The 23,126-nt window shown below is 68.4% G+C and carries 26 protein-coding genes; 11 read left to right on the plus strand and 15 right to left on the minus strand.

Features of this window, described 5'->3' with window-relative positions:
- Positions 1 to 15: 15 nt before the first annotated feature.
- The 3 genes from cysK to KCG34_RS21635 form a co-directional block, all read right to left on the minus strand.
- Entirely contained in the window at positions 16 to 1,008 is a 993-nt protein-coding gene (gene cysK / locus KCG34_RS21625; protein WP_211937671.1) for a cysteine synthase A, read from the minus strand.
- 132 nt (positions 1,009 to 1,140) lie between these two features.
- Positions 1,141 to 2,451: an ATP-binding protein gene (locus tag KCG34_RS21630; protein ID WP_211937672.1), complete on the minus strand. Its 1,311-nt coding sequence runs from the start codon at positions 2,449 to 2,451 to the stop codon at positions 1,141 to 1,143.
- Between the two features lie 240 nt (positions 2,452 to 2,691).
- Positions 2,692 to 3,879, minus strand: coding sequence for an acetyl-CoA C-acyltransferase (locus KCG34_RS21635; RefSeq protein ID WP_211937673.1), 1,188 nt, complete (start codon positions 3,877 to 3,879; stop codon positions 2,692 to 2,694).
- Between the two features lie 140 nt (positions 3,880 to 4,019).
- On the opposite strand from KCG34_RS21635, the gene KCG34_RS21640 reads away from it, so the two are divergent.
- The 3 genes from KCG34_RS21640 to KCG34_RS21650 are packed head-to-tail and all read left to right on the plus strand — an operon-like array spanning position 4,020 to position 7,265.
- On the plus strand, positions 4,020 to 4,436 hold the full coding sequence (locus KCG34_RS21640; RefSeq protein ID WP_211937674.1) for a DUF3830 family protein: 417 nt from the start codon (positions 4,020 to 4,022) through the stop codon (positions 4,434 to 4,436).
- 55 nt (positions 4,437 to 4,491) lie between these two features.
- Positions 4,492 to 6,225 carry an N-acyl-D-amino-acid deacylase family protein gene (locus KCG34_RS21645; RefSeq protein WP_211937675.1) on the plus strand — a complete coding sequence of 578 codons (1,734 nt, stop codon included), beginning with the start codon at positions 4,492 to 4,494 and terminating at the stop codon, positions 6,223 to 6,225.
- An 11-nt stretch (positions 6,226 to 6,236) separates the two neighbouring features.
- The gene (locus KCG34_RS21650) at positions 6,237 to 7,265 is read left to right on the plus strand and encodes a TauD/TfdA family dioxygenase (protein WP_211937676.1); all 1,029 of its coding nucleotides are present in this window, start codon (positions 6,237 to 6,239) and stop codon (positions 7,263 to 7,265) included.
- A gap of 49 nt (positions 7,266 to 7,314) precedes the next feature.
- On the opposite strand, the gene KCG34_RS21655 is transcribed toward KCG34_RS21650, so the two are convergent.
- Positions 7,315 to 7,749: a DUF1330 domain-containing protein gene (locus KCG34_RS21655; RefSeq protein WP_211937677.1), complete on the minus strand. Its 435-nt coding sequence runs from the start codon at positions 7,747 to 7,749 to the stop codon at positions 7,315 to 7,317.
- Positions 7,750 to 7,796: 47 nt separating this feature from the next.
- A complete protein-coding gene (locus KCG34_RS21660) occupies positions 7,797 to 8,435 on the minus strand; it encodes a TetR/AcrR family transcriptional regulator (RefSeq protein ID WP_249138363.1) in 639 nt (212 codons plus the stop codon).
- A 203-nt stretch (positions 8,436 to 8,638) separates the two neighbouring features.
- Between KCG34_RS21660 and KCG34_RS21665 the strand changes: the two genes are divergently transcribed.
- Positions 8,639 to 9,460, plus strand: a complete 822-nt coding sequence (locus KCG34_RS21665; protein WP_211937678.1) for a UDP-2,3-diacylglucosamine diphosphatase — start codon at positions 8,639 to 8,641, stop codon at positions 9,458 to 9,460.
- Positions 9,460 to 10,554, plus strand: a complete 1,095-nt coding sequence (locus KCG34_RS21670; RefSeq protein WP_211937679.1) for a glycosyltransferase family 4 protein — start codon at positions 9,460 to 9,462, stop codon at positions 10,552 to 10,554. Before KCG34_RS21665 ends, KCG34_RS21670 begins: the two co-directional genes overlap by 1 nt.
- A gap of 2 nt (positions 10,555 to 10,556) precedes the next feature.
- Here KCG34_RS21670 and KCG34_RS21675 read toward each other — a convergent pair whose 3' ends face one another.
- From KCG34_RS21675 to phnC, 4 genes are all read right to left on the minus strand, one after another.
- Positions 10,557 to 11,003 (minus strand): response regulator, encoded by a 447-nt coding sequence (locus KCG34_RS21675; RefSeq protein WP_249138110.1) that lies wholly within the window; start codon positions 11,001 to 11,003, stop codon positions 10,557 to 10,559.
- Between the two features lie 69 nt (positions 11,004 to 11,072).
- Positions 11,073 to 11,876: a phosphonate ABC transporter, permease protein PhnE gene (phnE, locus tag KCG34_RS21680; RefSeq protein ID WP_376788228.1), complete on the minus strand. Its 804-nt coding sequence runs from the start codon at positions 11,874 to 11,876 to the stop codon at positions 11,073 to 11,075.
- On the minus strand, positions 11,870 to 12,871 hold the full coding sequence (phnD, locus tag KCG34_RS21685) for a phosphate/phosphite/phosphonate ABC transporter substrate-binding protein (RefSeq protein ID WP_211937680.1): 1,002 nt from the start codon (positions 12,869 to 12,871) through the stop codon (positions 11,870 to 11,872). Before phnD ends, phnE begins: the two co-directional genes overlap by 7 nt.
- Entirely contained in the window at positions 12,868 to 13,665 is a 798-nt protein-coding gene (gene phnC, locus KCG34_RS21690; protein WP_211937681.1) for a phosphonate ABC transporter ATP-binding protein, read from the minus strand. Before phnC ends, phnD begins: the two co-directional genes overlap by 4 nt.
- A gap of 279 nt (positions 13,666 to 13,944) precedes the next feature.
- Here phnC and KCG34_RS21695 point away from each other — a divergent pair, with 279 nt between their 5' ends.
- On the plus strand, positions 13,945 to 14,163 hold the full coding sequence (locus tag KCG34_RS21695; RefSeq protein ID WP_211937682.1) for a hypothetical protein: 219 nt from the start codon (positions 13,945 to 13,947) through the stop codon (positions 14,161 to 14,163).
- A 116-nt stretch (positions 14,164 to 14,279) separates the two neighbouring features.
- On the opposite strand, the gene KCG34_RS21700 is transcribed toward KCG34_RS21695, so the two are convergent.
- Genes KCG34_RS21700 through KCG34_RS21710 form a run of 3 tightly spaced genes read right to left on the minus strand, consistent with a single transcriptional unit; the run spans position 14,280 to position 15,297 of the window.
- Positions 14,280 to 14,558, minus strand: a complete 279-nt coding sequence (locus KCG34_RS21700; RefSeq protein WP_211937683.1) for a type II toxin-antitoxin system RelE/ParE family toxin — start codon at positions 14,556 to 14,558, stop codon at positions 14,280 to 14,282.
- Positions 14,559 to 14,602: 44 nt separating this feature from the next.
- Positions 14,603 to 14,842, minus strand: a complete 240-nt coding sequence (locus KCG34_RS21705) for a type II toxin-antitoxin system ParD family antitoxin (protein WP_211937684.1) — start codon at positions 14,840 to 14,842, stop codon at positions 14,603 to 14,605.
- A 44-nt stretch (positions 14,843 to 14,886) separates the two neighbouring features.
- Entirely contained in the window at positions 14,887 to 15,297 is a 411-nt protein-coding gene (locus tag KCG34_RS21710) for a VOC family protein (RefSeq protein WP_211937685.1), read from the minus strand.
- A gap of 112 nt (positions 15,298 to 15,409) precedes the next feature.
- Here KCG34_RS21710 and KCG34_RS21715 point away from each other — a divergent pair, with 112 nt between their 5' ends.
- The 4 genes from KCG34_RS21715 (at position 15,410) to KCG34_RS21730 (ending at position 19,632) form a co-directional block, all read left to right on the plus strand.
- Positions 15,410 to 15,958 carry an HD domain-containing protein gene (locus KCG34_RS21715; RefSeq protein ID WP_211937686.1) on the plus strand — a complete coding sequence of 183 codons (549 nt, stop codon included), beginning with the start codon at positions 15,410 to 15,412 and terminating at the stop codon, positions 15,956 to 15,958.
- 188 nt (positions 15,959 to 16,146) lie between these two features.
- On the plus strand, positions 16,147 to 17,388 hold the full coding sequence (locus tag KCG34_RS21720) for a type III PLP-dependent enzyme (protein WP_211937687.1): 1,242 nt from the start codon (positions 16,147 to 16,149) through the stop codon (positions 17,386 to 17,388).
- 173 nt (positions 17,389 to 17,561) lie between these two features.
- Entirely contained in the window at positions 17,562 to 18,605 is a 1,044-nt protein-coding gene (locus tag KCG34_RS21725) for a 1,9-bis(guanidino)-5-aza-nonane synthase (protein ID WP_211937688.1), read from the plus strand.
- Between the two features lie 88 nt (positions 18,606 to 18,693).
- Positions 18,694 to 19,632 (plus strand): thioesterase family protein, encoded by a 939-nt coding sequence (locus KCG34_RS21730; RefSeq protein ID WP_211937689.1) that lies wholly within the window; start codon positions 18,694 to 18,696, stop codon positions 19,630 to 19,632.
- Here KCG34_RS21730 and KCG34_RS21735 read toward each other — a convergent pair whose 3' ends face one another.
- The 3 genes from KCG34_RS21735 to KCG34_RS21745 form a co-directional block, all read right to left on the minus strand.
- On the minus strand, positions 19,633 to 20,550 hold the full coding sequence (locus KCG34_RS21735) for an alpha/beta fold hydrolase (protein ID WP_211937690.1): 918 nt from the start codon (positions 20,548 to 20,550) through the stop codon (positions 19,633 to 19,635).
- A gap of 67 nt (positions 20,551 to 20,617) precedes the next feature.
- A complete protein-coding gene (locus KCG34_RS21740; protein WP_211937691.1) occupies positions 20,618 to 21,025 on the minus strand; it encodes a hypothetical protein in 408 nt (135 codons plus the stop codon).
- Complete coding sequence (locus KCG34_RS21745) at positions 21,025 to 21,324, minus strand: DUF883 family protein (protein ID WP_211937692.1); 300 nt, start codon at positions 21,322 to 21,324, stop codon at positions 21,025 to 21,027. Before KCG34_RS21745 ends, KCG34_RS21740 begins: the two co-directional genes overlap by 1 nt.
- 275 nt (positions 21,325 to 21,599) lie before the next feature.
- On the opposite strand from KCG34_RS21745, the gene KCG34_RS21750 reads away from it, so the two are divergent.
- Positions 21,600 to 23,072 carry an HWE histidine kinase domain-containing protein gene (locus KCG34_RS21750; RefSeq protein WP_249138112.1) on the plus strand — a complete coding sequence of 491 codons (1,473 nt, stop codon included), beginning with the start codon at positions 21,600 to 21,602 and terminating at the stop codon, positions 23,070 to 23,072.
- Positions 23,073 to 23,126: the final 54 nt, after the last annotated feature.

The following is a 23,126-nucleotide window of genomic DNA, read 5'->3' on the forward strand; positions in this document are numbered from 1 at the left end:
AGAACACGTCGGTGTTCACAGCCCGTCGAACAGGGCGGTCGACAGGTAGCGCTCGGCGAAGCTGGGGATGATGGCGACGATGGTCTTGCCGGCCCAGGCGTCCTGCGACGCGAGGCGGAAGGCGGCCGACAGCGCCGCCCCGGACGAGATGCCGACCGGCAGGCCCTCGGTGCGGGCCGCGCGGCGGGCCATCTCGAAGCTTTCGTCGTTGGAGACGGTCATCACCTCGTCGATCACCCCGCGGTCGACATTGCCGGGCACGAAGCCGGCGCCGATGCCCTGGATCTTGTGCGGGCCGGGCTGGCCGCCGGAGAGCACGGCCGAGGTCTCCGGCTCCAGGGCGATCATCTTCAGCTCGGGCTTGCGCGCCTTCAGCACCTGGCCGACGCCGCTGATGGTGCCGCCGGTGCCGACGCCGGAGATGATGGCGTCGACCTTGCCGTTCGTGTCGTTCCAGATCTCCTCGGCGGTCGAGACCCTGTGCACCATGGGGTTGGCGCGGTTCTCGAACTGCTGCGGCATGACCGAGCCGGGAATCTCGGCCAGGAGCTCCTGGGCCCGGCCGACCGCGCCGCGCATGCCCTTCTCGGCCGGGGTCAGCTCCAGCCGCGCGCCCAGGAGGGTCAGCATCTTGCGCCGTTCCAGCGACATGCTCTCGGGCATGACCAGGATCAGCGGATAGCCCTTGGCCGCCGCGACGAAGGCGAGCGCGATGCCGGTATTGCCGCTGGTGGGCTCGATGATGGTCGAGCCCGGCTGCAGCTGCCCCGCGGCCTCCATGGCCTCGATCATCGAGGCGCCGATGCGGTCCTTGACGCTGGACAGGGGATTGAAGAACTCGAGCTTGGCCAGCACCTCGCCCTTGGGCTTCAGTTCTGCTGAAAGCCGGGGCAGGCGGATCAGCGGGGTGTCGCCGATGGTGTCGATGATGCTGTCATAGATCTTGCCGCGCCCGGCGCGCTTGAAGCGCTCGGCGCGGTAGTTGGGAAGCTCTTGGCTGGCGGTCATGGCGCTCGCTCGCGGTTGAGTGCGGACAGATTTGCCGCACTCTAAGCAAGGTTGGGCGCGCCTGGCATCATTAGAAATTGTGCAAGCGCCGGCAGGCGCGGCCGCGCCGGCCGGCCGGTTGCAGCCGGGCTATCAAGCCCCTCCGCTCATCAGCGCGGTCATGCGGCGATAGAGGTCGCCGGCGCGGTAGGGCCGGGGCAGCGCGGGCAGGCCCTCCTGCTCGGCGGCCTCCGAGACCGCGCGGTTATCGCAGGTCAGGAGCACCGGCAGTCCAGGATGGGCGGCGCGCACCTCCCGCGCCAGCTCCAGCCCGCCCGTGCCGCCGCCGAGGGCCGCGCCGCACAGCACCAGATCGATGCGCTCGCCCTGGCCGATCATGTCCAGCACGGCCGGCGCGCGATAGGCGACGCGAACCCCGAAGCCGAGGCTCTCCAGCATGGAGGCGGTGATCTCGGCCAGGTCGGCGTCGTCCTCGGCCACCAGCACCACCTCGGCCTGGGTGCGGGCGGGGGGCGGATCGGCGGCGATGGCGCGCGCTGCCGGCAGATAGATGCGGAAGGTCGCCCCGCCGCCCGGGGTCTCGGCCACGTCCACCGCGCCCTTGGACTGGTGGGCGAAGCCGAGCACCTGGCTGAGGCCCAGCCCGCTGCCGACGCCGGCGGCCTTGGTGGTGAAGAACGGGTCGAACACCCGGGGCAGGATGTCGGGCGGGATGCCTGGGCCGCTGTCGGCGACCTCGATCACCAGATAGTCGCCGTCGAGCTCAAGGCGGTCGTCGCGCAGGGTCTGGTTGCGGGCGGCGATCTTCAGGCGGCCCGCGCCGCCCATGGCGTCGCCGGCGTTGATGGCGAGGTTCAGCAGGGCCAACTCCAGCTCCCCCGCGTCGACCCGCACGCTCCAGAGGCCGGCGGGGACCTCGGTGACGACCTCGATCTCGCCGCGCAGCGAGCCGCTGAGGAGGGCGATCAATTCGACGAGGCCCTTGCTCGGGTCGAACAGCTCGGCCCGCACCAGTTGGCGGCCGGAGAAGGTCAGCAACTGGCGGGTCAGCTTGACCGCGCGGCGGGCCGCCTCGCTGGCGCGGTCCAGTTTGCGGGTCAGGGACGCATCGGCGGTGTGCTCGCGGCGCACCAGCTCCAGATTGCCGACGATAGCGGTCAAAAGGTTGCTGAAGTGGTGCGCGACGCCGCTGGCCAGGCGCCCGACCGCCTGGTGCCGCTGGGCCTGCCACAGGGCCTCCTCGGCGCGGCGGCGCTCACGCCGCTCGTCGGCGAGGGCGGCCTCGAGGGCGGCCAGCCGCTGGTGAGCCAGGGCGAGCGCCTCGGCATAGGGGGCTTCCGGACCGTCGGCCAAGCCGCCGGCCGGATCGGCGCTGCTCAGGCGCGGGTCCGGAGTATCGCAATCAACGTCCAAGTCGCGCCCCTTCAGGGGTTCGTCGTTCATCCGCCACCAAGAGCACTAAAAAGCCTGGCGCCGCGCGCCGATTCACCGGGGCCGCGAAGTCCGCGCCTCTCCCCGGGGCGCTATGATCACGGCCAAGCTGATAGTGCACAAGAAAGCTTGGCCGTCGCCTGCGCGATTCCGCGCAGGGGGCGCCTGGGCGGTGGATAACCTGTGGCTGAAATGCAGAACGGCCGGAACCGCGATGGCGATTCCGGCCGTAAGGTCAGCAGTTTGACGATATCAGAGGACTTCGAACAGGCCGGCAGCACCCATGCCGCCGCCGATGCACATGGTCACCACGGCGTGCTTGGCGCCGCGGCGCCGGCCTTCCATCAGCACGTGGCCGGTGCAGCGGGCGCCGGTCATGCCATAGGGGTGGCCGATCGAGATCGAGCCGCCGTTGACGTTGTACTTGGCCGGATCGATGCCCAGCTTGTCGCGGCTGTAGAGGCATTGCGAGGCGAAGGCTTCGTTCAGCTCCCACAGGTCGATGTCGTCGACCTTCAGGCCGTGGCGCTCCAGAAGGCGCGGCACGGCGAACACCGGGCCGATGCCCATCTCGTCGGGCGCGCAGCCGGCGACGGCGAAGCCCTTGAACAGGCCGAGCGGCTTCAGGCCGCGCTTCTCGGCCTCCTTGGCCTCCATCAGCACCACGGCGGCGGCGCCGTCCGAGAGCTGCGAGGCGTTGCCGGCGGTCACATAGTTGCCGGGGCCACGCACCGGGTTAAGGCTCTGCAGGCCTTCCAGGGTGGTGTCGGGGCGGTTGCACTCGTCGCGGTCGACCACATAGTCGACGATGCTCTCCTGGCCGGTGGCCTTGTCGACCTTCTTCATCTTGGTCGCCAGGGGAACGATCTCGTCCTTGTACAGGCCGGCCTGCTGGCTGGCGGCCATGCGGCGCTGGGATTCCAGGGCGTATTCGTCCTGGGCCTCGCGGCTGACCTTGTAGCGCTCGGCGACGATGTCGGCGGTCTCGATCATCGCCATCCACAGGTCCGGGCGGATCTGCATCAGCTTCTCTTCGGTGAAGCGATAGGTGTTCATGTGCCCGCCCATCTGCACCAGCGAGATCGACTCGACCCCGCCGCCGATGGCCACCGTGGCGCCTTCGTTCTTGATGTAGTGCGAGGCGGTGGCGATGGCCTGCAGGCCTGAGGAGCAGAAGCGGTTGATGGTGGTGCCCGAAGTGGTCACCGGGCAGCCGGCCCAGATGGCGGCGTTGCGGGCGACGTTGTGGCCGGTGGCGCCCTCCGGCTGGGCCGCGCCCAGCACCACGTCCTCGACCTCGGCGGCGTCGATGCCGGCGCGGGCGATGGCGTGCTGGATGGCGTGGCCGGCCATGGTCGCGCCGTGGGTGTTGTTGAATCCGCCGCGGATGGACTTGGCCATGCCGGTGCGGGCGTAGGAGACGACGACGACATCGCGCATGCGCAGGTTTCCCTTCACGTCAAACAGTAGTTTGAATTTCGGCCGGCACCCTAGGGGACCGTTACGGAAAGCGCTAGTGCGGCGCAGCATGATAACGCTGGCAGGGTGACAGCCGGCGGAACTCCAGCGAGATTGGCCTTGTGAGCAATCTGATCATCACCATCGGCGACGAGCGCTTCCCGGCCCGCTTCGAGCATCAGGCCGCGCCGCTGACCTGCGCGCGCTTCCAGAGCCTGCTGCCATTCCAGGACCGCATCATCCATGTGCGCTGGAGCGGCGAGGCGTGCTGGATCCCGATGGGCGAGCGCGACCTGGGGCTGGGGCCTGAGAACGCCACCAGCTATCCGGCGCCGGGCCAGGTGGTGCTCTATCCGGGCGGGATCAGCGAGACCGAGATCCTGATCGCCTACGGCCCGACCCGCTTCGCCAGCAAGGCAGGGCAGCTGGCCGGCAATCACTTCGGCACGATCATCGAAGGGCTGGACCGGCTGGCCGCCCTCGGCCGCGCGATCCTCTGGGAAGGCGCAAGGCCGATCAGGTTCGAAGCCGCCGCTTGACGCCCGCGGAAACCGCGCGCCTGATATTGGTAATCAACGATCAGGGAAACGCGTCATGGACCAGGCCTGGGACCTCGTCATCCGGGGCGGAGAGGTGTTCGACGGCTCGGGCGAGCCCGGGCGCGCCGCCGATGTCGCGGTCAAGGACGGCCGCATCGCCGCCGTCGGCCAGGTCAAGGGCAAGGGGCGCGAGGAGATTGACGCCAAGGGCCTGATCGTCACCCCCGGCTTCGTCGACGTGCACACCCACTATGACGGCCAGGCGACCTGGGACACCCACATGCAGCCCTCGTCCTGGCATGGGGTGACCACGGTGGTGATGGGCAATTGCGGGGTCGGCTTCGCCCCCTGCAAGCCCGAGGACCACGACCGGCTGGTGCGGCTGATGGAGGGGGTCGAGGACATTCCCTTCCCGGTGCTCAGCCAGGGCCTGCCCTGGAACTGGCAGAGCTATCCTGACTATCTGGACGCCCTGTCGGCGCGCAAGTTCGACGTCGACATCGGCTCGCAGCTGCCGCACGCGGCTTTGCGCGTGCATGTGATGGGCCAGCGCGGCGCCGACCGCGAGCCGGCCACCGAGGCCGACATCGCCGCCATGGCCGCCATCGCCCGGCGTGCGGCCGAGGCCGGCGCCCTGGGCTTTTCCACCTCGCGCACGCTGAACCACCGCACCAGCGACGGCCAGCCGACCCCGACCCTGACCGCCGGCGAGGACGAGCTGACCGGTATCGCCCTCGGCCTCAAGGCCGCCGGCAAGGGGGTCCTGCAGGTGGTCTCCGATTTCAGCGACCCTGAAGCCGAGTTCGCCATGCTGCGGCGGATCGTGCAGGCGTCGGGCCGACCCCTGTCCTTCAGCCTGCTGCAAAGCCCGCTGGCGCCCCAGAGCTACAAGGCCATGCTGGCCTGGCTGGACGAAGCGGTGGCGGCCGGCCTGCCGATGAAGGCTCAGGTGGCGCCGCGGGCGGTGGGCGTCTTGCTCGGCTTCGAGCTGACCCTCAACCCCTTCAGCTTCCATCCGACCTATCAGGCCCTGGCCAAGGCGCCGCTGGCCGAGCGGATCGCGCGCCTGTCCGACCCCGAAGTTCGCGCCCAGCTGCTGTCCGAAGACCCTGACCGGCCGATCCGCAACCTGATCGGAAATTGGGACCGCATGCATCTGATGGACCCCGACCGGCCCGACTACGAGCCGACCAGCGAGCAGACCATCGGCGCCCAGGCCCGGGCGCGGGGTGTCTCGCCCGAAGCGGTCGCCCTGGACCACGTGCTCAGCCATGGCGGGCGGGCGATGATCTATGTGCCGTTCCTCAACTATGCCGAGGACAGCCTGGACCCGGCCTACGCCATGCTGACCCACGCCCATACGGTGCCGGGCCTGTCGGACGGCGGGGCGCATGTGGGCATGATCTGCGACGGCAGCTTCCCGACCTCGCTGCTCACCCATTGGACTCGGGATCGCACCCGGGGCGCCAAGCTGCCGCTGGAGCAGGCCGTGCGGATGCAGACGGCGGATACGGCGGCGATCGTCGGCCTGATGGACCGCGGCCGCATCGCGCCCGGCCTGCGCGCCGACCTGAACGTCATCGACTACGGGCGGCTGTCCCTGCGCTCGCCCGAGGTGGCCTACGACCTGCCGGCGGGCGGCCGGCGGCTGATCCAGCGGGCCGAGGGCTATGTGGCGACGATCGTCGCCGGCGAGGTCACCTATCGGGGCGGCGAGCCCACCGGCGCCCTGCCGGGCAGGCTGCTCCGAGGGGCTCAGGCCGCGCCGGCGGCTATGGCGGCGGAATAGGGGAGGCGGCCATGACCGACGCGCCCCGCATCCTCGAGCCCCAATGCGAATGGACCGCCGAGACCGTCGGCGGCGAGGACGCCTGGACCGAGCATTTCACCCCGGCCGAGTTGCAGGAGATCGACGACGCCGTCCGCCACGCCCAGGACGTGACCAGCGACCTTTTGGACATCGGCGCCGAGGACTTCCCCCTGCCGACCCTGGCGCCGCGGCTGAAGCGGATCGAGCACGATCTGATGAACGGCCGCGGCTTCGTGCGCCTGAGGGGCGTGGACCGCGGCCGCTACGACAACGACGCCATGTGCCTGATCTACTGGGGCATCGGGATGCACCTGGGCAAGCCCTGGGCGCAGAACCACCATGGACACCTCTTGGGCGACGTCACCGACCAGGGCAAGAGCTGGGACGACCCCACCGTGCGCGGCAACGAGCTGGGCGGGATCAAGCTCGGCTACCACTGCGACGGTTCGGACCTGATCGGCTTGATGTGCCTTCGGAATGGGGTCTCAGGCGGGCTTTCCGCGGTCGCCAATTCGGTGGCCATCCACAACGCCCTGGTGCTCCAGCGCCCCGACCTGGCGGCCGAGCTCTACAAGCCCCAGCCTTACGATTTCCGCGGCGAGCAGAAGGCCGGCGGCAAGGCCTGGTACACGGTTCCGGTGTTCACCGAATGGGGCGGGCGGCTGTTCGTACGGGTGATCACCGCCTACATCCTGGCCTCGCAGAAGCACGCGGACGCCCCGCGCCTGACCGACGCCGCCCGCGAGGGCCTGGCCTGGATCGACGAGGCGGCCGAGAGCGGACGGTATTCGGTGATGATGGCCTTCGAGCCCGGCGACATGCAGTTCGTCAACAACTACCACGTGCTGCACGGGCGCACGGCCTATCTCGACGACCGCCCCAGCGGCCGGGTGCGGCACCTGAAGCGCCTGTGGCTGGAAACCGACGTCCTTGCCGACCGCCCACCCTGGTTCCGCCGCAACACCGGCGGCCACTGGGACGAACGCCGGGTGATCAGCCGGCTCGACGCGGTGGGGTGATCATTCTTCCCCTCCCCGCTACGCTTCGCTTCGCAAGGGAGGAGAAAAACTACTCCCCGAACCCTTCGCCCGCCTCGCGCGGCGCCATGCGGATCAGCCGTGAGTCCTCGACCGCCGCCTGACGGTGCTTGACGTGCTCGCGATAGCCCGGGTCGGTGACCATGGCCAGGAAGGCGCCCGCGTTCGGATAGGCGGCGATGAAAGCGAGGTCCCAGCGCTCGTCGGCGGGACCGGTGACGACCGTCTCTGGCTTGCCGACCCAGACCTGATGGCCGCCGACGCGGCTGAACACCTCGGCGCTGGTGCGGCCGTATTCGCGGTAGGCGTCCAGGCCGCTCATGCCCTTGCCGTGGTTGGGATGGCCCTCCGGGTACTGAGCCAGCTTGTTCAGCCGGATCAGGTTCAGCATGTGGATCGGCTGGTCGCGCGGCAGGGCCTTGAACGCGTCGAACTGTTCGCGCAGCGGGTCTATGGATCCGGCCATCTTGGGGCTCCCTCGTTCTTGTTGAGGCGAGCCTAGCGCGCCGCCCCCTATTCCGGCCAGAGGTCCTGGGGCGGGCCCTTGCGGTTCAGGATGTGGGTGGCGCGCTTGATCACCGCCAAGAGGTGCTCGATCCGGGTATCCCGGTCATAGGTCAGCTCGGCCCGGGCCAGGCCCTCCAGCATGAAGCGGGCGAGGTCGCGGCTGGCCTGAAAGCGGGCGCCGGCGCCGGTGGAGATCATCCGGGCGAAGGGTTCGCCCACCTGGGCGTGGTCGAATTCGGACTGGGCCGCGGCGATGCGCTGGCGCACGTCCGCGTCCAGCCTGGCGGCGGCCTCCAGCTCGGCGAAGGCCTTGAACGGGGTGGACTGCAGGGCCGCCCAGTAGGAATCGATCGCTTGGTCGGCGACGTCTCCGCCCGGCGCGCCCTGGTCGGCGGCGGCGGACAACAGGGCCAGCCGCGCAGCCTGGATGTGGCCGACCGCCGCGTCGACCAGCGCCTCGCGGGTCGGGAAATGGTACAGCATCGCCCCGCGCGTCAGACCGGCCTCTTCGGCGATGCGGGGATTGGTCGCCGCCGCATAGCCGATCTCGGCGAACAGCTTCATGGCGCAGTCCAGGATCCGCGCGCGCGTGCGCTGGGATTTCGGCGTGTCCCGGGCCGGGGTTGGCGGGGCTGCGTCGGTCATGCGGTCGTAGGCTGGCGATGGCGGTCGATAGGGCATGGGCTCAGCCTAGGTAAGGAAGTCCCGGGCCCTGCGCCAGAGGCTTCGCACCCAAACTGAACGAGCTTCACTTACGGCTTCACGAAACCGACATGCAATCACTTTAACCGGCGGCGAATGGCCCTGCTCCCTTGGCGGTCCCTAGATCCTGCGAGGCTCGACGCCCGATGAGCGCCGAATTCCCCGTCAAGCGCTTCCGCACCGTGTTCATATCCGATGTCCATCTGGGCACCCGCGGCTGCCAGGCGGAGCTGCTCCTGGACTTCATCCGTCATATGGAATGTCAGACCCTCTATCTGGTCGGCGACATTGTCGACGGCTGGAAGCTGAAGAGCGGCTGGCACTGGCCCCAGTCGCACAACGACGTGGTGCAGAAGATCCTGCGCATGGCGCGCAAGGGCTGCGAGGTGATCTACATCCCCGGCAACCACGACGACGTGGCCCGCGATTATTGCGGGGTTCACCTGGGCGGGGTGGTGGTGACGCGGGACGCGGTGCACGAGGCGGCGGACGGCAAACGCTACCTCGTCCTGCACGGCGACGAGTTCGACGGGGTCACGCGGCACGCGCGCTGGCTCGCCTTCCTTGGGGATTGGGCCTACAGAACCGTCTTGGCGCTGAACACGGTCTTCAATAGGATTCGGCGCAGGATGGGGTTCGGCTATTGGAGCCTCTCCGCCTATCTGAAGGTCAAGGTGAAGAACGCGCTGCAATTCATTGAGAATTTCGAGGCCGCCGTCGCCGAAGAAGCCCGCCGCAGGGGGGTGGACGGGGTGATTTGCGGTCATATCCACAAGGCCGAAATGCGCTCCATCGACGGAATCGCCTACATCAACGACGGCGATTGGGTGGAAAGCTGCACGGCCCTGGTCGAGCATTTCGACGGCCGGATGGAAATTCTCGAATGGTCCAAGCTGCGCTCCTGGTCGGTGATCGACCGGTTGCGCGCGGTGAGCGGTGCGGAAATCGAGGAGCCCGCCGCCGCCTGATGCGTATCCTTTTGGCTACGGATGCCTGGGAGCCCCAGGTCAACGGCGTCGTCCGCACCCTGACGCGCGTCATCGCCGAGTGCCGGGCGATGGGTCACGAGGTCGAGGTGGTCTCGCCCGACCAGTTCAAGACCTTCCCCCTGCCGACCTATCCCGAGATCAAGCTCGCGGTGGGGGCCTACGAGCCCGTGCAGGAGCGGTTCAAGTCGTGCGAGCCGGAGGCGATCCACATCGCCACCGAAGGGCCGATCGGCCTGGCCGCGCGGCGGATCTGCGTCGACTGGAAGCTGCCCTTCACCACCAGCTACCACACCAAGTTCCCGGAATACGTCTCCGCCCGCCTGCCGCTGCCGCTGTCGGCCGGTTACGCCTACATGCGCTGGTTCCACGGGCCGTCGGGGCGGATCATGGTCGCCACCCCCTCGATGCAGGAGGAGCTGGCCAAGCACGGTTTCAGGAACCTCTCGCCCTGGACCCGCGGGGTCGATACCGACCTGTTCCATCCGCGCCTGCCGGACGAGCCGGACGTCTATGCCGGCCTGGCTCGCCCCATCTGGCTGAACGTCGGCCGGGTGGCGGTAGAGAAGAACATCGAGGCCTTCCTCGCCACGGATCTGCCGGGCACCAAGGTGGTGGTCGGCGATGGTCCTCAGCGCGAGGAGCTGATCCTGAAATATCCGGAGGCGGTGTTCCCTGGGGCCAGGTTCGGCGAGGAGCTGGCGCACTATTTCTCGGGCGCGGACGTCTTCGTCTTCCCCTCCCTGACCGACACCTTCGGCCTGGTGATCCTGGAGGCCATGGCCACGGGCGCGCCGGTGGCGGCCTTCCCGGCGCCGGGGCCGATCGACCTGATCCCGGGCTCCAACGCCGGCGCCCTGGCTTCCAGCCTGGACGAGGGCCTGCGCGAGGCGTGCCTCAAGTGCCTGGACCTGGACCGCAAGGTGGTGCGCGCCTTCGCCGAGCGCTTCTCCTGGCGCGCCTGCGCCGAGGAATTCGTGCGCAACCTGCAGCCCTATCCGGAGCCGGAAAAGACCCGCTTCTGGCGCCGGCTCAGGCGGCTGGCGCGGCTGAGGCGGCGGTCCGCGCAGGCCTGAGGTCAGCGCACACTGAACCCTCGCCGTTTGAGCGAACTCACGAACACCTGGACCAGCATCTCCTCCAGGTCCTCGGGTCCATAGGGTTTGTTCAGGGTCGGGATATGGGCGAAGCTGGGCGCCTGTCCGGCCCGGCCGTAGCCGGTGGAGAAGATGAACGGCACGCCCCGCGCCTTCAGCCGTTCGGCCACCGGATAGACCTGCTCGCCGCCCAGGTTGATGTCCAGTACCGCGCCGTCCAGCGCCAGGCCTTCGTTACAGGCTATGGCCAGGCCCTTGTGCAGGTTGGAGGCCACCCCGACGATCTGGCAGCCGAAGGCGCCGAGCATGTCCTGGATTTCCAGGGCCGCCATCGGCTCGTCCTCGACCACCATCAGCCTAAGGCCCTGCAGGGCGAGGTTGTGCTCCATGATGCGCCACCCGTGATTGTGAAAGCCGGTCTTGCGCATCTGTCAGTATACGCCTGGTGCGGGCGCGAGCGGGGCTGTTTCCGGATCACTTTCTGGTGCGGGCGGCGGCTAGATCAGCCGGCTGCGCATGGCCTGGGACAGGAGGTCGATCAGCGACACGGCGACGATGATCACGATGACGATGGCGGCGGTGGCGCTGTACTTGAAGGCGTTCAGACTATCGAACAGCAGCTGGCCGATACCCCCGGCGCCGATCAGGCCGAGCACCGTGGCCGAGCGGGCGTTGGATTCGAAGCGGTAGAGGGCGTAGCTGGTCCACAGCGGTGCGACCTGGGGGATCACGCCCCAGGCGATCTGCTGCAGGCCCGTGGCGCCGGTGGCGCGCACGCCCTCGACAGGACGCGGGTCGATGGTCTCCACCGCCTCGCTGAACAGCTTGCCCAGCACGCCGCCGGTGTTGATCGCCAGGGCCAGAACTCCGGTGAAAGGGCCGAGTCCCACGGCGACCAGGAACATGGTGCCCATGACAAGGTCTGGCACCGCCCGCAATAGGTCCAGCACCCGCCGCACTGGCTGCTGAATCCAGGGCGGCGAAACATTGCGGGCCGCCGCGAGGCCCAGGGGAACGGCGAGCAGGACCGCCAGCAGCGTGCCCCACAGCGCCATCTGGATGGTCAGCCACATCGACGCGACATAGATCTTCCAGTCGCCAAAGTCGGGATGCAGGAACGAGTGACCGAACGTCTGCATATTGGCGGAATTGGAGAACAGCAGCGGGAGGCGGCGCAGTTCGACGGGGCCGACGCTGATCAGCAGCAGCAGCACGACCCCGCCCCAGACCAGGAGGTCGATCAGCCGGTCGGAAAGGGTGCGGACCGGCGGCGGCGGAACGGGGGCCGTCTCGCTCACGATGTCGCCGGGCCGGCGTCGCGGGCGGCGGCCTTGTGCGCTGCGACCTGGGCTTCGACCGCGTCATAGGCCTTCTGCGCCGCGGCGATCTTGCCGGCGTCGCCGGACTTGCGGGCGTCGTAGAGCGCCTGGCTGGCGTCCATCTCGCGGATCGGGTCCAGATAGTCGGCGCCGGCGTTGGCGAAGCCGGCATAGTCCAGGCCCTTCAGCACCGCCCGCTCATGCTCGCCCTCGGCGCCGGCGGCCTTGCCGTAGTTCAGGAAGAAGGCCTTCAGCTTGGCCTGCACCTTGGGGTCCAGGTCGCGGCGGGCGACGATGGAGGATTCCGGCAGCAGCGGCGAGCTCCAGATCACCTGCACCTTGTCGGCCAGCTCGGGATTTTCGCGGTGGGCGAAGAGGAGACCCACGGTGTTGTTGGTGGCCACGTCCAAGACCCCGTTGGCGACCGAGAACAGGTTGGACTGATGGCTGGCCGAGCGCACCACCTTGAAGCAGTCGTTGGGCTCGATCTTGTTGGGAATGAAGACATAGGCCATGGGCGCCAGGGTGCCCGAGGTCGAGCGGGCGTCGCCGATCCCGAAATTGTAGCGCTTGCCGCACTGCAGCACGTCGGGGAGGGTGATGCCCGAGCCCTTTTTGACGATGATCACCGACTGGTAGACCCCCTGGCCGCCCTGGGTGATCACCCGGGCCAGCACGTCGGCGTCGGCGCGGTTGACCGCCTCCAGTGTCGGCAGGGCCGAGAACCAGCCCACCTGGACCTGGTTGAAGCGCATGGCCTCGATCAGGGCGGTGTAGTTGCTGGCGAAGAACGGCTTGATCGTCAGTCCGGTCTGGGCGTGCAGGTCGTCGAGCAGGGGCTGCCAGACCTTGCTCATCGAGGTCTGGTCCTCGGCCGAGAGGATCGAGAAGTTGATGACCTGGTCCGGCTCCTTCTTGGCGCAGCCGGCGACGAGCGCGGCCGCCGTCAGGGCGGCCAGCAGGGCTTTGCGGATCATTGCGGGCGATCTCCTTCCCAGAAGACCTCTTCGATCTCCGGGCCATAGATGTCGATCAGGGCGGCATGGTCGAGGCCTTCGGACGGACCATCATAGGCCACCTTGCCGGCTTTCAGGGCGATCACACGGCGGCAGTAGCGCAGGGCGTAGTCGACCTGGTGCAGGCTGACCACCACGCTGAGGCCCTCGTCGCGATTGAGGTCGCAGAGCAGCTCCATGACCCTGCGCCCGGCCACCGGGTCCAGCGAGGCCACCGGCTCGTCGGCCAGGATCACTTCGGCCCCCTGGACCAGGGCCCGGGCGATGGCGCCGCGCTGCTGCTGGCCGCCGGAGAGGGTCTGGGCCCGCTGGCCGGCCTGGTCGGCCACGCCGACGCGGGCCAAAGCCTGCATCACCGCGACCTTCTCCGCCGCCGGCCACAGGCCCAGGAGCCCGCGCAAAGGGGCGATCCGCCCCAGCATGCCCAGCGCCACGTTGGAGAACAGGGACAGCCGGCCCACCAGGTTGAACTGCTGGAACACCATGCCGATACGGGCGCGCACGCCGCGGATCTGGTCGCTGACCTTGCCGCCGGCCTGCACGGTCTGCCCGAAAGCCGTGATCCGGCCCTCGCCGGCGTCGATACGCGTCAGGCCGGTCAGGGCGCGCAACAGGGTCGACTTGCCCGAGCCCGAGGGGCCGATCAGGGCCACCATCTCGCCGCGGCCGATGCTCAAGGAAACCCCGTCCAGCGCCTTGCGCGCCCCGAAGCTCGCAGACGCCCCCTGAACCTGCAGCACCGCTTCCGACGTCATGGCCATTCCTTGCTGCGCCGCGACGCGGGGAATGGCCTAGGGATGCGAAAGTTTCGTGACGGGGGCAAGGGGGAGAGGGGGAAACCGCTTCCGATCCTGAGTGGCCTAACCGGATGGTACGAGGCCTCTCAAGAGACTGAGCTGGTCTCGGCATGTTTGCGTCTGGCAGCTTCAAGCCACGCTGCCGTTTGCTCCAAACCACCAGTCCAATAGGAGCCTAACGAGGCAGGAATAGGCGTTTCAGAGCCATCCTTTCGTACATCGACTTGGAGGACATGAATGATCGCCCGCGAACCCGAATTCGACGCGCGAAAATTTGAAACCTGGCTCCATGACCAAAAGGTACTACCTTTCCCGGAATCCAGGAAAAATCCAGAATCAGACAGCCTTATGGTTGATCTATGTGATATCTTCCGAGTATATACGTACGTTACGCAGCAAATTATTCCGAACAGCAGCCATAGCCGGACCGGTACATTTGGAACGCCGTTCTTCTGAGCAAATTCTACAATTATGCCTGCGGTCACTATAAGAGCGAGCCATGCGAATGACGTGATCGGCAGCATCCGGAGCGCCGACTGGGTTCGTCTATTTTCCTGACTCATATTGCCATCCTAGTCAGCAAGGCCCTGCAGCCACGCTGGAATGTCCTGTTTGCTGTGCAGGACCCGCCACAGATCGATGTGGTCTTCGCGTTCGATGTAGAACGCCAGATAGGGATAGCGCTTCAGCCCCCAGCAGCGCAGGCCGGGCAGGTCCAGTTCCTGGCCGAAGCGGGGCGAACCTGAGCGCGGATGCTGGCCGATATGGCGCAAGGCGGCCTCCAGCGCGTCCACGAAGCCCGCGGCGACCCGCGGGCCGGCCGTCGCTGCATAGTGGTCGACGGCGCTCATGATATCTTCGCTGGCCCTTTCGCGAAGGACGACCGGCTTGGTCGTCACGCCGTCTTGGCGCTGGCGGCGCGCTTGCGCAGGTCCGCGAAATAGTCGGTGTCGGCGGTCCCGACCGGCGGCGAGGCCCCGCCCTCGGTCAGCAGCGCGCGCAAATGCTGGCGCTCCTGGTCCTTGCGGATCAGCTCGCGCACATATTCGCTGCTGGTGCTGTAGCCGCGGGCGTGGACCTGTTCATCCACGAAGGCGCGCAGAGCGTCGGGCAGGGAGATGTTCATGGTCGACATTGGTCGAGCCTAGGCGTTTGGCAAAATTTGGCAAGATTGGCGGGTCAGCCTGCCGGTCCTTTCAGCTCCACCGTGTTGCCGTCCGGGTCGCGGACATAGATCGACGGGCCGTCGCCCTCGGCGCCATAGCGCATGCCGGACTCGATCACGGCGACGCCATGGGCGTCCAGGTGGGCGCGGATCGCCGCATCGTCGAAGGGGGTGATCTGCAGGGCGAAGTGGTCGAGGTTGCGGCCCTCTTCGCTCGGCCCGGCGCCGCCCATCCGGCCCAGCACGCCGTCCAGCGGCACGAGGTCGATCAGCGACCCTCCGGCCCGAACCTGCCAAAGGCCGATCTTGTCCTGCACCTTGTCGACCGTGCAGCCGAGGACGTGCTGATAGAAGCCGAGGCTGGACTCGAGGTCGCGCACGCGCAGGACCACATGGTCGATCTGCTTCAGGACGAAGGGCGGCATCGGTTCGATCCTCGCAAAGGCCTATGGGTCAGATAGGTCCGCGACCCGTGGCGCGGAACCCCGCGCCGTGGCTGGATATGAGCCGACCAACAGCTGAGAGGGCCCGGGCGTCATGGCGCTCACCATCGACCACATCTTCGCCCTCTACGAGACCAAGGGCGGCCTGACCTATGGCGAGGACATGAGCCAGGTGGAGCACGCCCTGCAGTGCGCCGAATGCGCAAAGGCGGACGGGGCGGCGGAGAGCCTGATCGTCGCCTGCCTGCTGCACGACATCGGCCATCTGTTCGAGGACGAGGCGGAGGTAGTCGAGGGCCTGCGCGACGACCGGCACGAGGCCACCGGCGCGGCGCGGCTGGACGCCCTGTTCGGCGCGGCGGTGAGTCGGCCGGTGGCCCTGCACGTGGCCGCCAAGCGGTATCTCTGCGCCCGCGAGCCCGGCTATTGCGACGCGCTCAGCGCCGCCTCCAAGGCCTCGCTGGCGCTCCAGGGCGGCCCGTTCGAAGCGGCCCAGGCGGCGCGGTTCGAGACCTTGCCCTACTGGCGCGAGGCGGTGCAGCTGCGCCGCTACGACGATCTCGGCAAGGTTGTGGGCCGCGCCTTGCCGGATTTCGCGTCCTACCGGCCGATAGTCGAACGCGCAGCCAGGGTCGCCGGCTAAGCTCCGTTTCCTGAGCATTCCCGCCCCGCGCGCAACCGCCGCGCGACATTGTGAGCACCTAATGTCACAAATTTCCGCTTTACATCGGGGGGCGGAGACCCTATCTCGCGCGCTCCGGCGGACCCCGTTGTCCATCATGCGCTGCTAACGCCGGCCTGGGTTCAACAATCTGCAGGGGGTTACGTGAGTTGCACACGTACCATTCGCCCCTGGACCTGGTCCGTGAGCGGTCGCCGGAACGTCCTGTCGCACTCGTGCGACGGGGCGCCGTGGCCCTAGCGGCGTCCTGGTTCCAGAAGCACTTCAAAGGCGACGTTCTCTACGCCGTCAAAGCCAACCCTTCGCCGTGGGTGATCAAGACCTTGGCGGAGAGCGGGATCACGCGCTTCGACGTGGCCTCGATCCCCGAGATCGAGCTGGTGGCCGAGCACGCGCCTGGCGCCTTCATGGCCTTCATGCATCCGGTCAAGAGCCGGCGGGCGATCTCGTCCGCCTATTTCGACCACGGGGTCAGAACCTTCTCGTTCGATACCCACGAGGAGCTGGCCAAGATCGTCGACGCCACGGGACAGGCCAAGGACCTGAACCTGATGGTGCGCCTGGCGGTGCAGGCCGAGGGCTCGTCCTATCCCCTGGCCGGCAAGTTCGGCGTCGAGCCGCACGCCGCGCCTGACCTGCTGCTCGCCGCCCGGCGTGCGACCCAGGACCTGATGGGCGTGGCCTTCCATGTCGGCAGCCAGTGCATGCGGCCCACCGCCTATCAGGCGGCGATGGCGCAGGCTTCCCGCGCGCTCGTCCGCGCCGGCGTGTTCGCCGACGTGGTCGATGTCGGGGGCGGCTTCCCGTCGATCTATCCCGGCATGATCCCGCCGGCCCTGGCCGACTATGTCGACTCGATCGATCGCGGCTTCGCCGAGATGATGGTGCACGAGACCACCGAGCTCTGGTGCGAGCCTGGCCGGGCGCTGGTGGCCGAATCCTCCTCGGTGCTGGCCAAGGTCGAGCTGAGGAAGGGCGACGCGCTCTATCTGAACGACGGCTCCTACGGCTCGCTGTTCGACGCCACCCACTCCAAGTGGCCGTTCCCGGTGAAGCTGGTCCGCGGCGGAGAGCCGTCTTCGGCCCCGCTGAAGCCGTTTCGCTTCTATGGCCCGACCTGCGATTCCATCGACCACATGCCGGGGCCGTTCTGGCTGCCCGAGGACGTGGGCGAGGGCGACTTCATCGAGATCGGCATGCTGGGCGCCTATGGCGTGGCCATGACCACCCGCTTCAACGGCTATGGCGAGATGGACGCAGCCGAGGTCGACGACGCGCCCATGGCCTCGATGTACGGCCTGGCGCCCCGCTCGATCCCGGTTCCGCGGACCGAGAGCGCCAATGTCGTCAAGCTGTCGCGCGCCAAGGGCAAAAGGCGGCGCAGGAAGTAATTTCTTCGCTCATCCCGGCCTGCGCTGGGATGAGCGGTGGAAATTTCGGGTCACCAAGTCTAGACCCCTCACCCAACCCCGCCCCATCAGGGCCGGGCCCCTCTCGGCCGTCGCTCCGTCCGGCCCAGAGCATCGCGAACGACGGGCGCTCACCCCAAAGGGAAACCCGCAAGATGAACGCCGAGACCAACCGTAAGGCCGAACTGCTATCCAAGACCGTCGAGCATGTCGACATCGCCGCCTATGACGCCAGGCCGGTGATCGACGCCATGCGCAAGATGAGCTTCACCTCGCGCGACACCGCGCGGGCCGCCGACATCCTGTCCATGGCCATCGAGGACAAGGACTGCTCGGTGTGGCTGACGCTCGCCGGCTCGACCAGCGCCGCCGGCTGCATGCACGTCTATCGCGACATGATCCGCTACGGGATGATCGACGCCGTGGTCGCCACCGGCGCCTCGATCATCGACATGGATTTCTTCGAGGCCCTCGGCTTCAAGCACTACCAGGCCCAGGCCAATGTCGACGACCGCGACCTGCGCGCGCTCTACATCGACCGCATCTACGACACCTATATCGACGAGGAAGAGCTGCAGGCGTGCGACCACGCCATCAAGGACATCACCGACAGCCTGGAGCCGCGCCCCTATTCCTCGCGCGAGTTCATCTGGGAGATCGGCAAGTGGCTGGCCGCGGGCAATGCGAAAAAGCCCGGCTCGCTGATCCAGACCGCCTATGAAGAAGGCGCGCCGATCTTCTGCCCGGCCTTCACGGACAGCTCGGCTGGCTTCGGCCTGGTCAAGCACCAGGTGGAGCGGATCAAGGCCAAGAAGCCCTATGTGACGATCGACTCGGTGGCCGACTTCCGCGAGCTGACCGACGTGAAGATCGCGGCCGGCACCACCGGGCTGTTCATGGTCGGCGGCGGGGTGCCCAAGAACTTCGCCCAGGACACCGTGGTCTGCGCCGAAATCCTGGGCCTGGAAGCCGAGATGCACAAATACGCGGTGCAGATCACCGTCGCCGACGTGCGCGACGGCGCCTGCTCGTCCTCGACGCTGAAGGAGGCCTGCTCCTGGGGCAAGGTCGACGTGACCTTCGAGCAGATGGTGTTCGCCGAGGCCACCACCGTGGTTCCGCTGATCGGCTCGGACGCCTATCACCGCGGCGCCTGGAAGACCCGCGAGAAGCGCCGCTGGGCGAAGCTGTTCGCCTGACGGCCCGCAGGCGGGGCGTGCTTGCGCGCTCCGCCGATCCCCTCTACTCCCGGCCAAAACAAGCAAGAGCGGCTCGAGGGGACTTCCCATGACCAACGACACGGGCGTCGAGGTCTGGCGCGGCGGCGTCAACGTCTGGGAATGCGACGAGATGGGGCACATGAACGTGCGCTTCTACGTCACCCGGGCGATGCAGGGGCTGGTCGGCCTGGCCGCAGAACTGGGCATGCCCGAGGCCTTTTCCCCCGACGCCGATTCCACCCTGCTGGTGCGCGAGCAGCACATCCGCTTCCTGCGCGAGGCGCGCCCGCCGGCGCCCATGCACATGACGGGCAGCGTGGTGGAGATGGGCGAGACCGACGCCCGTCTGCTGCTGGTCCTGACCCACTCCACGACCGGCGAGCCGGCCGCCACCTTCCAGACCGTGGTCAGCCACGTCACGCCCCGCGACGGCCGTCCGTTTCCCTGGACCCGGCGAATCCGCGAGCGCGCCGAGCGCCTGACGGCGCCGGTCCCCGACTACGCAGCCGCCCGCAGCATCGCCCTTGAACCCTTCGAGACCACCGCCAGCCTGGCGCGGGCCGACGCCCTGGACCTCGTCACCATCAGCGCCGGGGCGGTCCTGCAGCAGGACTGCGACGTGTTCGGCCGCATGGGGCTGGACGGCTTCATCGGCCGGGTCTCGGACGGCATCCCGCGGCTGGTCTCGCGCCTGCGCGGAGCCGTGGTCGAGCATGCTGAGACGCGACCGGCGCGGGTCGGCGGGGCGGTGCTGGAATATCGCCTGGCCTATCTGGACTGGCCGCGGGCCGGCGACCGGGTGGTGATCCGCTCGGGCCTCGCCGGCGTCGATTCGCGCACCCAGCGCATGGTCCACTGGATGCTGGATCCCAACACTGGCCGCCCCTGGGGCGTGTCCGAGGCGGTGGCCATCACCCTGGATCTCGACGCGCGCAAGATCGTGCCGATCAGCGAGGCGGCCCAGGCGGCCATGCGCGGCATGATCACGCCTGGACTGGCGCTCTGATCAGCTGTGCAGGCAGGCGGCCAGCAGGGTCGCCCGCGTCAGGTCCGGCCGCTCGATCGGCAGGAAATGGGTGGAGTCGGCGATAGTCTCCACATGCTTGCGCGGAACCGTGTCCGGCAACTCGTCCTCGCTGACCAGGTTGCAGGTCGAGCCGTTCGAGGCGCGCAGCACTGTCACCGGGACGGTCAGACGGGCGATGTAGCTCCAAGGGTCATGGCCGTGCGAGCGGAAGTTGGAGCTTTCCCAGGCCGGGGCGCAGGTCAGTTCGACCTGGCCATCGTCCCGCTCGGCGAACCCGTCCTCGACATAGCCTTCCAGCGCCGCGTCGGGCCAGGTCTTGAAGGGGCCACGCCCACGATAGCTGTCGATCACCGCCTGACGGCTCGGAAACACCGCCCGCCGTCTCAGGGCGCCTTCGGCCAGGGGATTGCCACGGGTCCACTGGCCTTCCGCGGCCAGGAGTTGGGCGACCATGGCCTTGGACGGGATCACCGGGTCGAACAGCGCCAGGGCCCGCACACGGTCGGGCCGCTGGGCCGCCGCGAAAAGCGAGACCGCTCCGCCCAGGGAATGGCCGGCCAGAACGACGGGCGGCCCGTCCAGCAGGTCCAGCAGGGCGATCAGGTCCAGGCTGAGGTCGGACCAGCTGGTGCGTCCTTCGATCGCCGTGCGCTGGGGCGAGCCGCCATGGCCCTGCTGGTCCACCGCCAATACATGCAGCCGCCCGGCCAAGGGCGCCAGCACGTCGCGATAGGTCATCGCGTTGAAGCCGTTGGCGTGCAGAAAGATCAGGTCGAACGGCCGGGCCGGATCGCCGAATTCGACGGCCGCAAGGCGCGCGTCCGGCCCCAGGGCCGGCAGATCGAAGCGGCGTCGGACAGGAAGAGCAGAGGGGCCGGGCCCCGAACGGGTATCCATGACCAGTCGTTCTTGAACGCTTGCCGGCCCGGGTTCAAGCGGGCGCGCGCACGACGTAACGGAAGCTTCAGCTGCGGCTGCGGCGGCCCTTGGCCTTTGGTTGCGGCGCTTGCCACGCCTCCAGCAGGGTGCGGACAATCACGCCGATCACGGCCGGGTTGCGCATCACCAGAAGGCCTGCGGCCAAGGCGACGCCGGCCGAGGCCAGCGGCTTGTCGCGCACCAGTTCGAGGAGCTTCTCGGCCAAGCCGAAGCTTTCGGTATCCTCCGGCTGGTCGGCTCCACGCGCCGCGAATAGGCCGGCCAGCGCGATGGCGAGCGCCGCGACGGCCGCGACGCAGGCGGCGGCGCCAGCCGGTCCGATCAGGTCGCGCAGCAGGGCGTAGAGGGCGAAGGCGAGGGCGATCACCCCCACCGCCGCCGCCACCGCCATGGCCGCCAGGGCGGCGGCGGCCATCATCGCCTTTTGCAGCATCAGCGCTGGCGCCCGGAGCCCAGCAGCAGGCCGATCAGGACCCCGACGCCCAGCGCGGTGACCGTCGCGGTCAGCGGCCGCTCCTGCACGTGCTCGGTGACGTATTTCTGGGCCGTTTCCAGCCGCTCGCCGGCGCCCTCGGCGTAGGTGCGGCTCTGGGTCCGCAGGGTCTCCAGCCCGTCCTTGACCAGCTTCTCGATGCGATCGGCCAGTTCGCGGAAACTCTTTTCGGCTTGCTGAACGGTTTCTTCGGCGGCGTTCGCCACTTCGGCGGTTCCGGGGGTCTTGGGCGCGGGCATGGAGGTCTCCGGAGGGTTTGTAAGGCTAGGCCCACACATAACGCACACACTGGCGCGTGTGGTCCAGAAAAGTCAGCACGCCCCTGGGTTCGTGTTAGGTTGGCTTTGACATATGTCAGTTTACGGCGGCGTCTTCGGATGTGCTGTTAGGCGCTTTCTTTCTGCGGTTGCAGGGTGTTTTCTATGCGGCATGAACTGCTCCCATGCCAAGGGCGTCAATTTCGGCGGCATCCAAGGGCGCCGGACCGGACAGGATTCGCCATGAGGCCCGGGCGGTGAACGCCAGCGCCTCCCACTCCAGCGCAAAGGCCGGCGCGCCGTCTGTGCGTGACGGCAAATCCGATCCCTTCGACTTCAGCGCCCTGGGCCAAGTCCTGAACGCCGCCGACATCGGCGCCTTCGAATGGGACCGGGCGTCGGGAACCGTGTCGCTCAGCGAGCCCCTGCGGCGCATGATGGGCGCCGCGAGCAACCATATCCCGGGCGACTGGAAGAGCGGCTTCGGCGCGGTGATGCACCCCGACGACCGCGAGGCGGCCGTACAGGCGCTGGAGACGGGCATCGAGGCCGACGGGCGCTACCGGCTGGAATGCCGCATAGTCCGGCCGTCCGACGGCTCGACCTTCTGGGCGTCCAGCACGGGAGTGTTGCTGCGGTCGGGCGAGGCCGATCCCGGCCGCGTGGTGGGACTGGTGCAGGACATCACGGCCAGCCGCATGCTGCAGGAGCAGCGCGAGGGCCTGGTCGCCGAACTGGACCACCGGGTCAAGAACGTGCTGTCGGCGGTGCAGTCCATGGCCGCCCAGTCGGCGCGCAAGGCGCTCTCGCTGGAAGCGTTCCTGAAGACCTTCAGCGGCCGGCTGAAGTCGATGGCCTCGGCCCACGCCCTCTTGACCGCCACCCGCTGGCGCGGGGCCAGCATGGGCAGCATCGCCGCCGCTGAGCTCGGCGGCATCGCCCCCGGCCAGACCCGCTGGGAGGGGCCGGACCTGATCCTGACCCCGCGTGCGGCCCAGGCCATGTCGCTGGCCTTGCACGAGCTGGCGATCAATGCGGTCAAGTTCGGCGCCCTGTCGGTCGAAACCGGCCGGGTCGACGTGCGATGGCTTTCCTTGCCTGACGGCGGGCTGGAGCTGCAGTGGAACGAGTCCTTCGGCCCCCGGGTCGCGCCGCGGGCGCGCCGCGGTTTCGGGGCCACGCTGCTGGAAGAAGTCACCGGCCGCGAGCTGGGCGGCGAAGTGACCTTGGACTTCCGCCGCGAGGGAGTCTCGGCGGTGATCCGCACTGCCGCCGGCGCCATCGCCCAGCCCCTTGCGCCCGAGCCCGAGCCCGAGAACGAACCGGAAGCGGCCGCCGAGGCGCCGGTCATGCCGGCCTATGGCGGTCCGGCGCGGATCGATGGGCTGAAACTGCTGATCGTGGAAGACGCGCTTCTGCTGGCCCTGGAGCTCGAGGCGGGCCTGGAAGAAGCCGGCGCCAGCATCGTCGGATCGGCCGCGGACGTGGACGAGGCCATGACCTTCGTCGACCAGCCCCTGGACGCGGCGGTGCTTGACGCCAACCTGAACGGCGCCTCGGTGATGCCGGTGGCCGAGGCCCTGGCGGCGCGAGGCGTGCCCTTCGTGTTCGCCACCGGCTATGGCGACAGCCGCTTCAACCTGGCGGGCTTCGACGCCCCGGTGATCCGCAAGCCCTACGACGTGACCCAGGTCGCCGCCGCCCTGGCCGAGGTCACCGGGCGGGCCTAGTCATCGGTTTCACCCTCTGCTTCGGGGGCTGGAGCGGGACCGTGGGTGGTCGAG

Origin of the sequence: Phenylobacterium montanum (assembly GCF_018135625.1) — a bacterium.
GTDB lineage: Bacteria > Pseudomonadota > Alphaproteobacteria > Caulobacterales > Caulobacteraceae > Poindextera > Poindextera montana.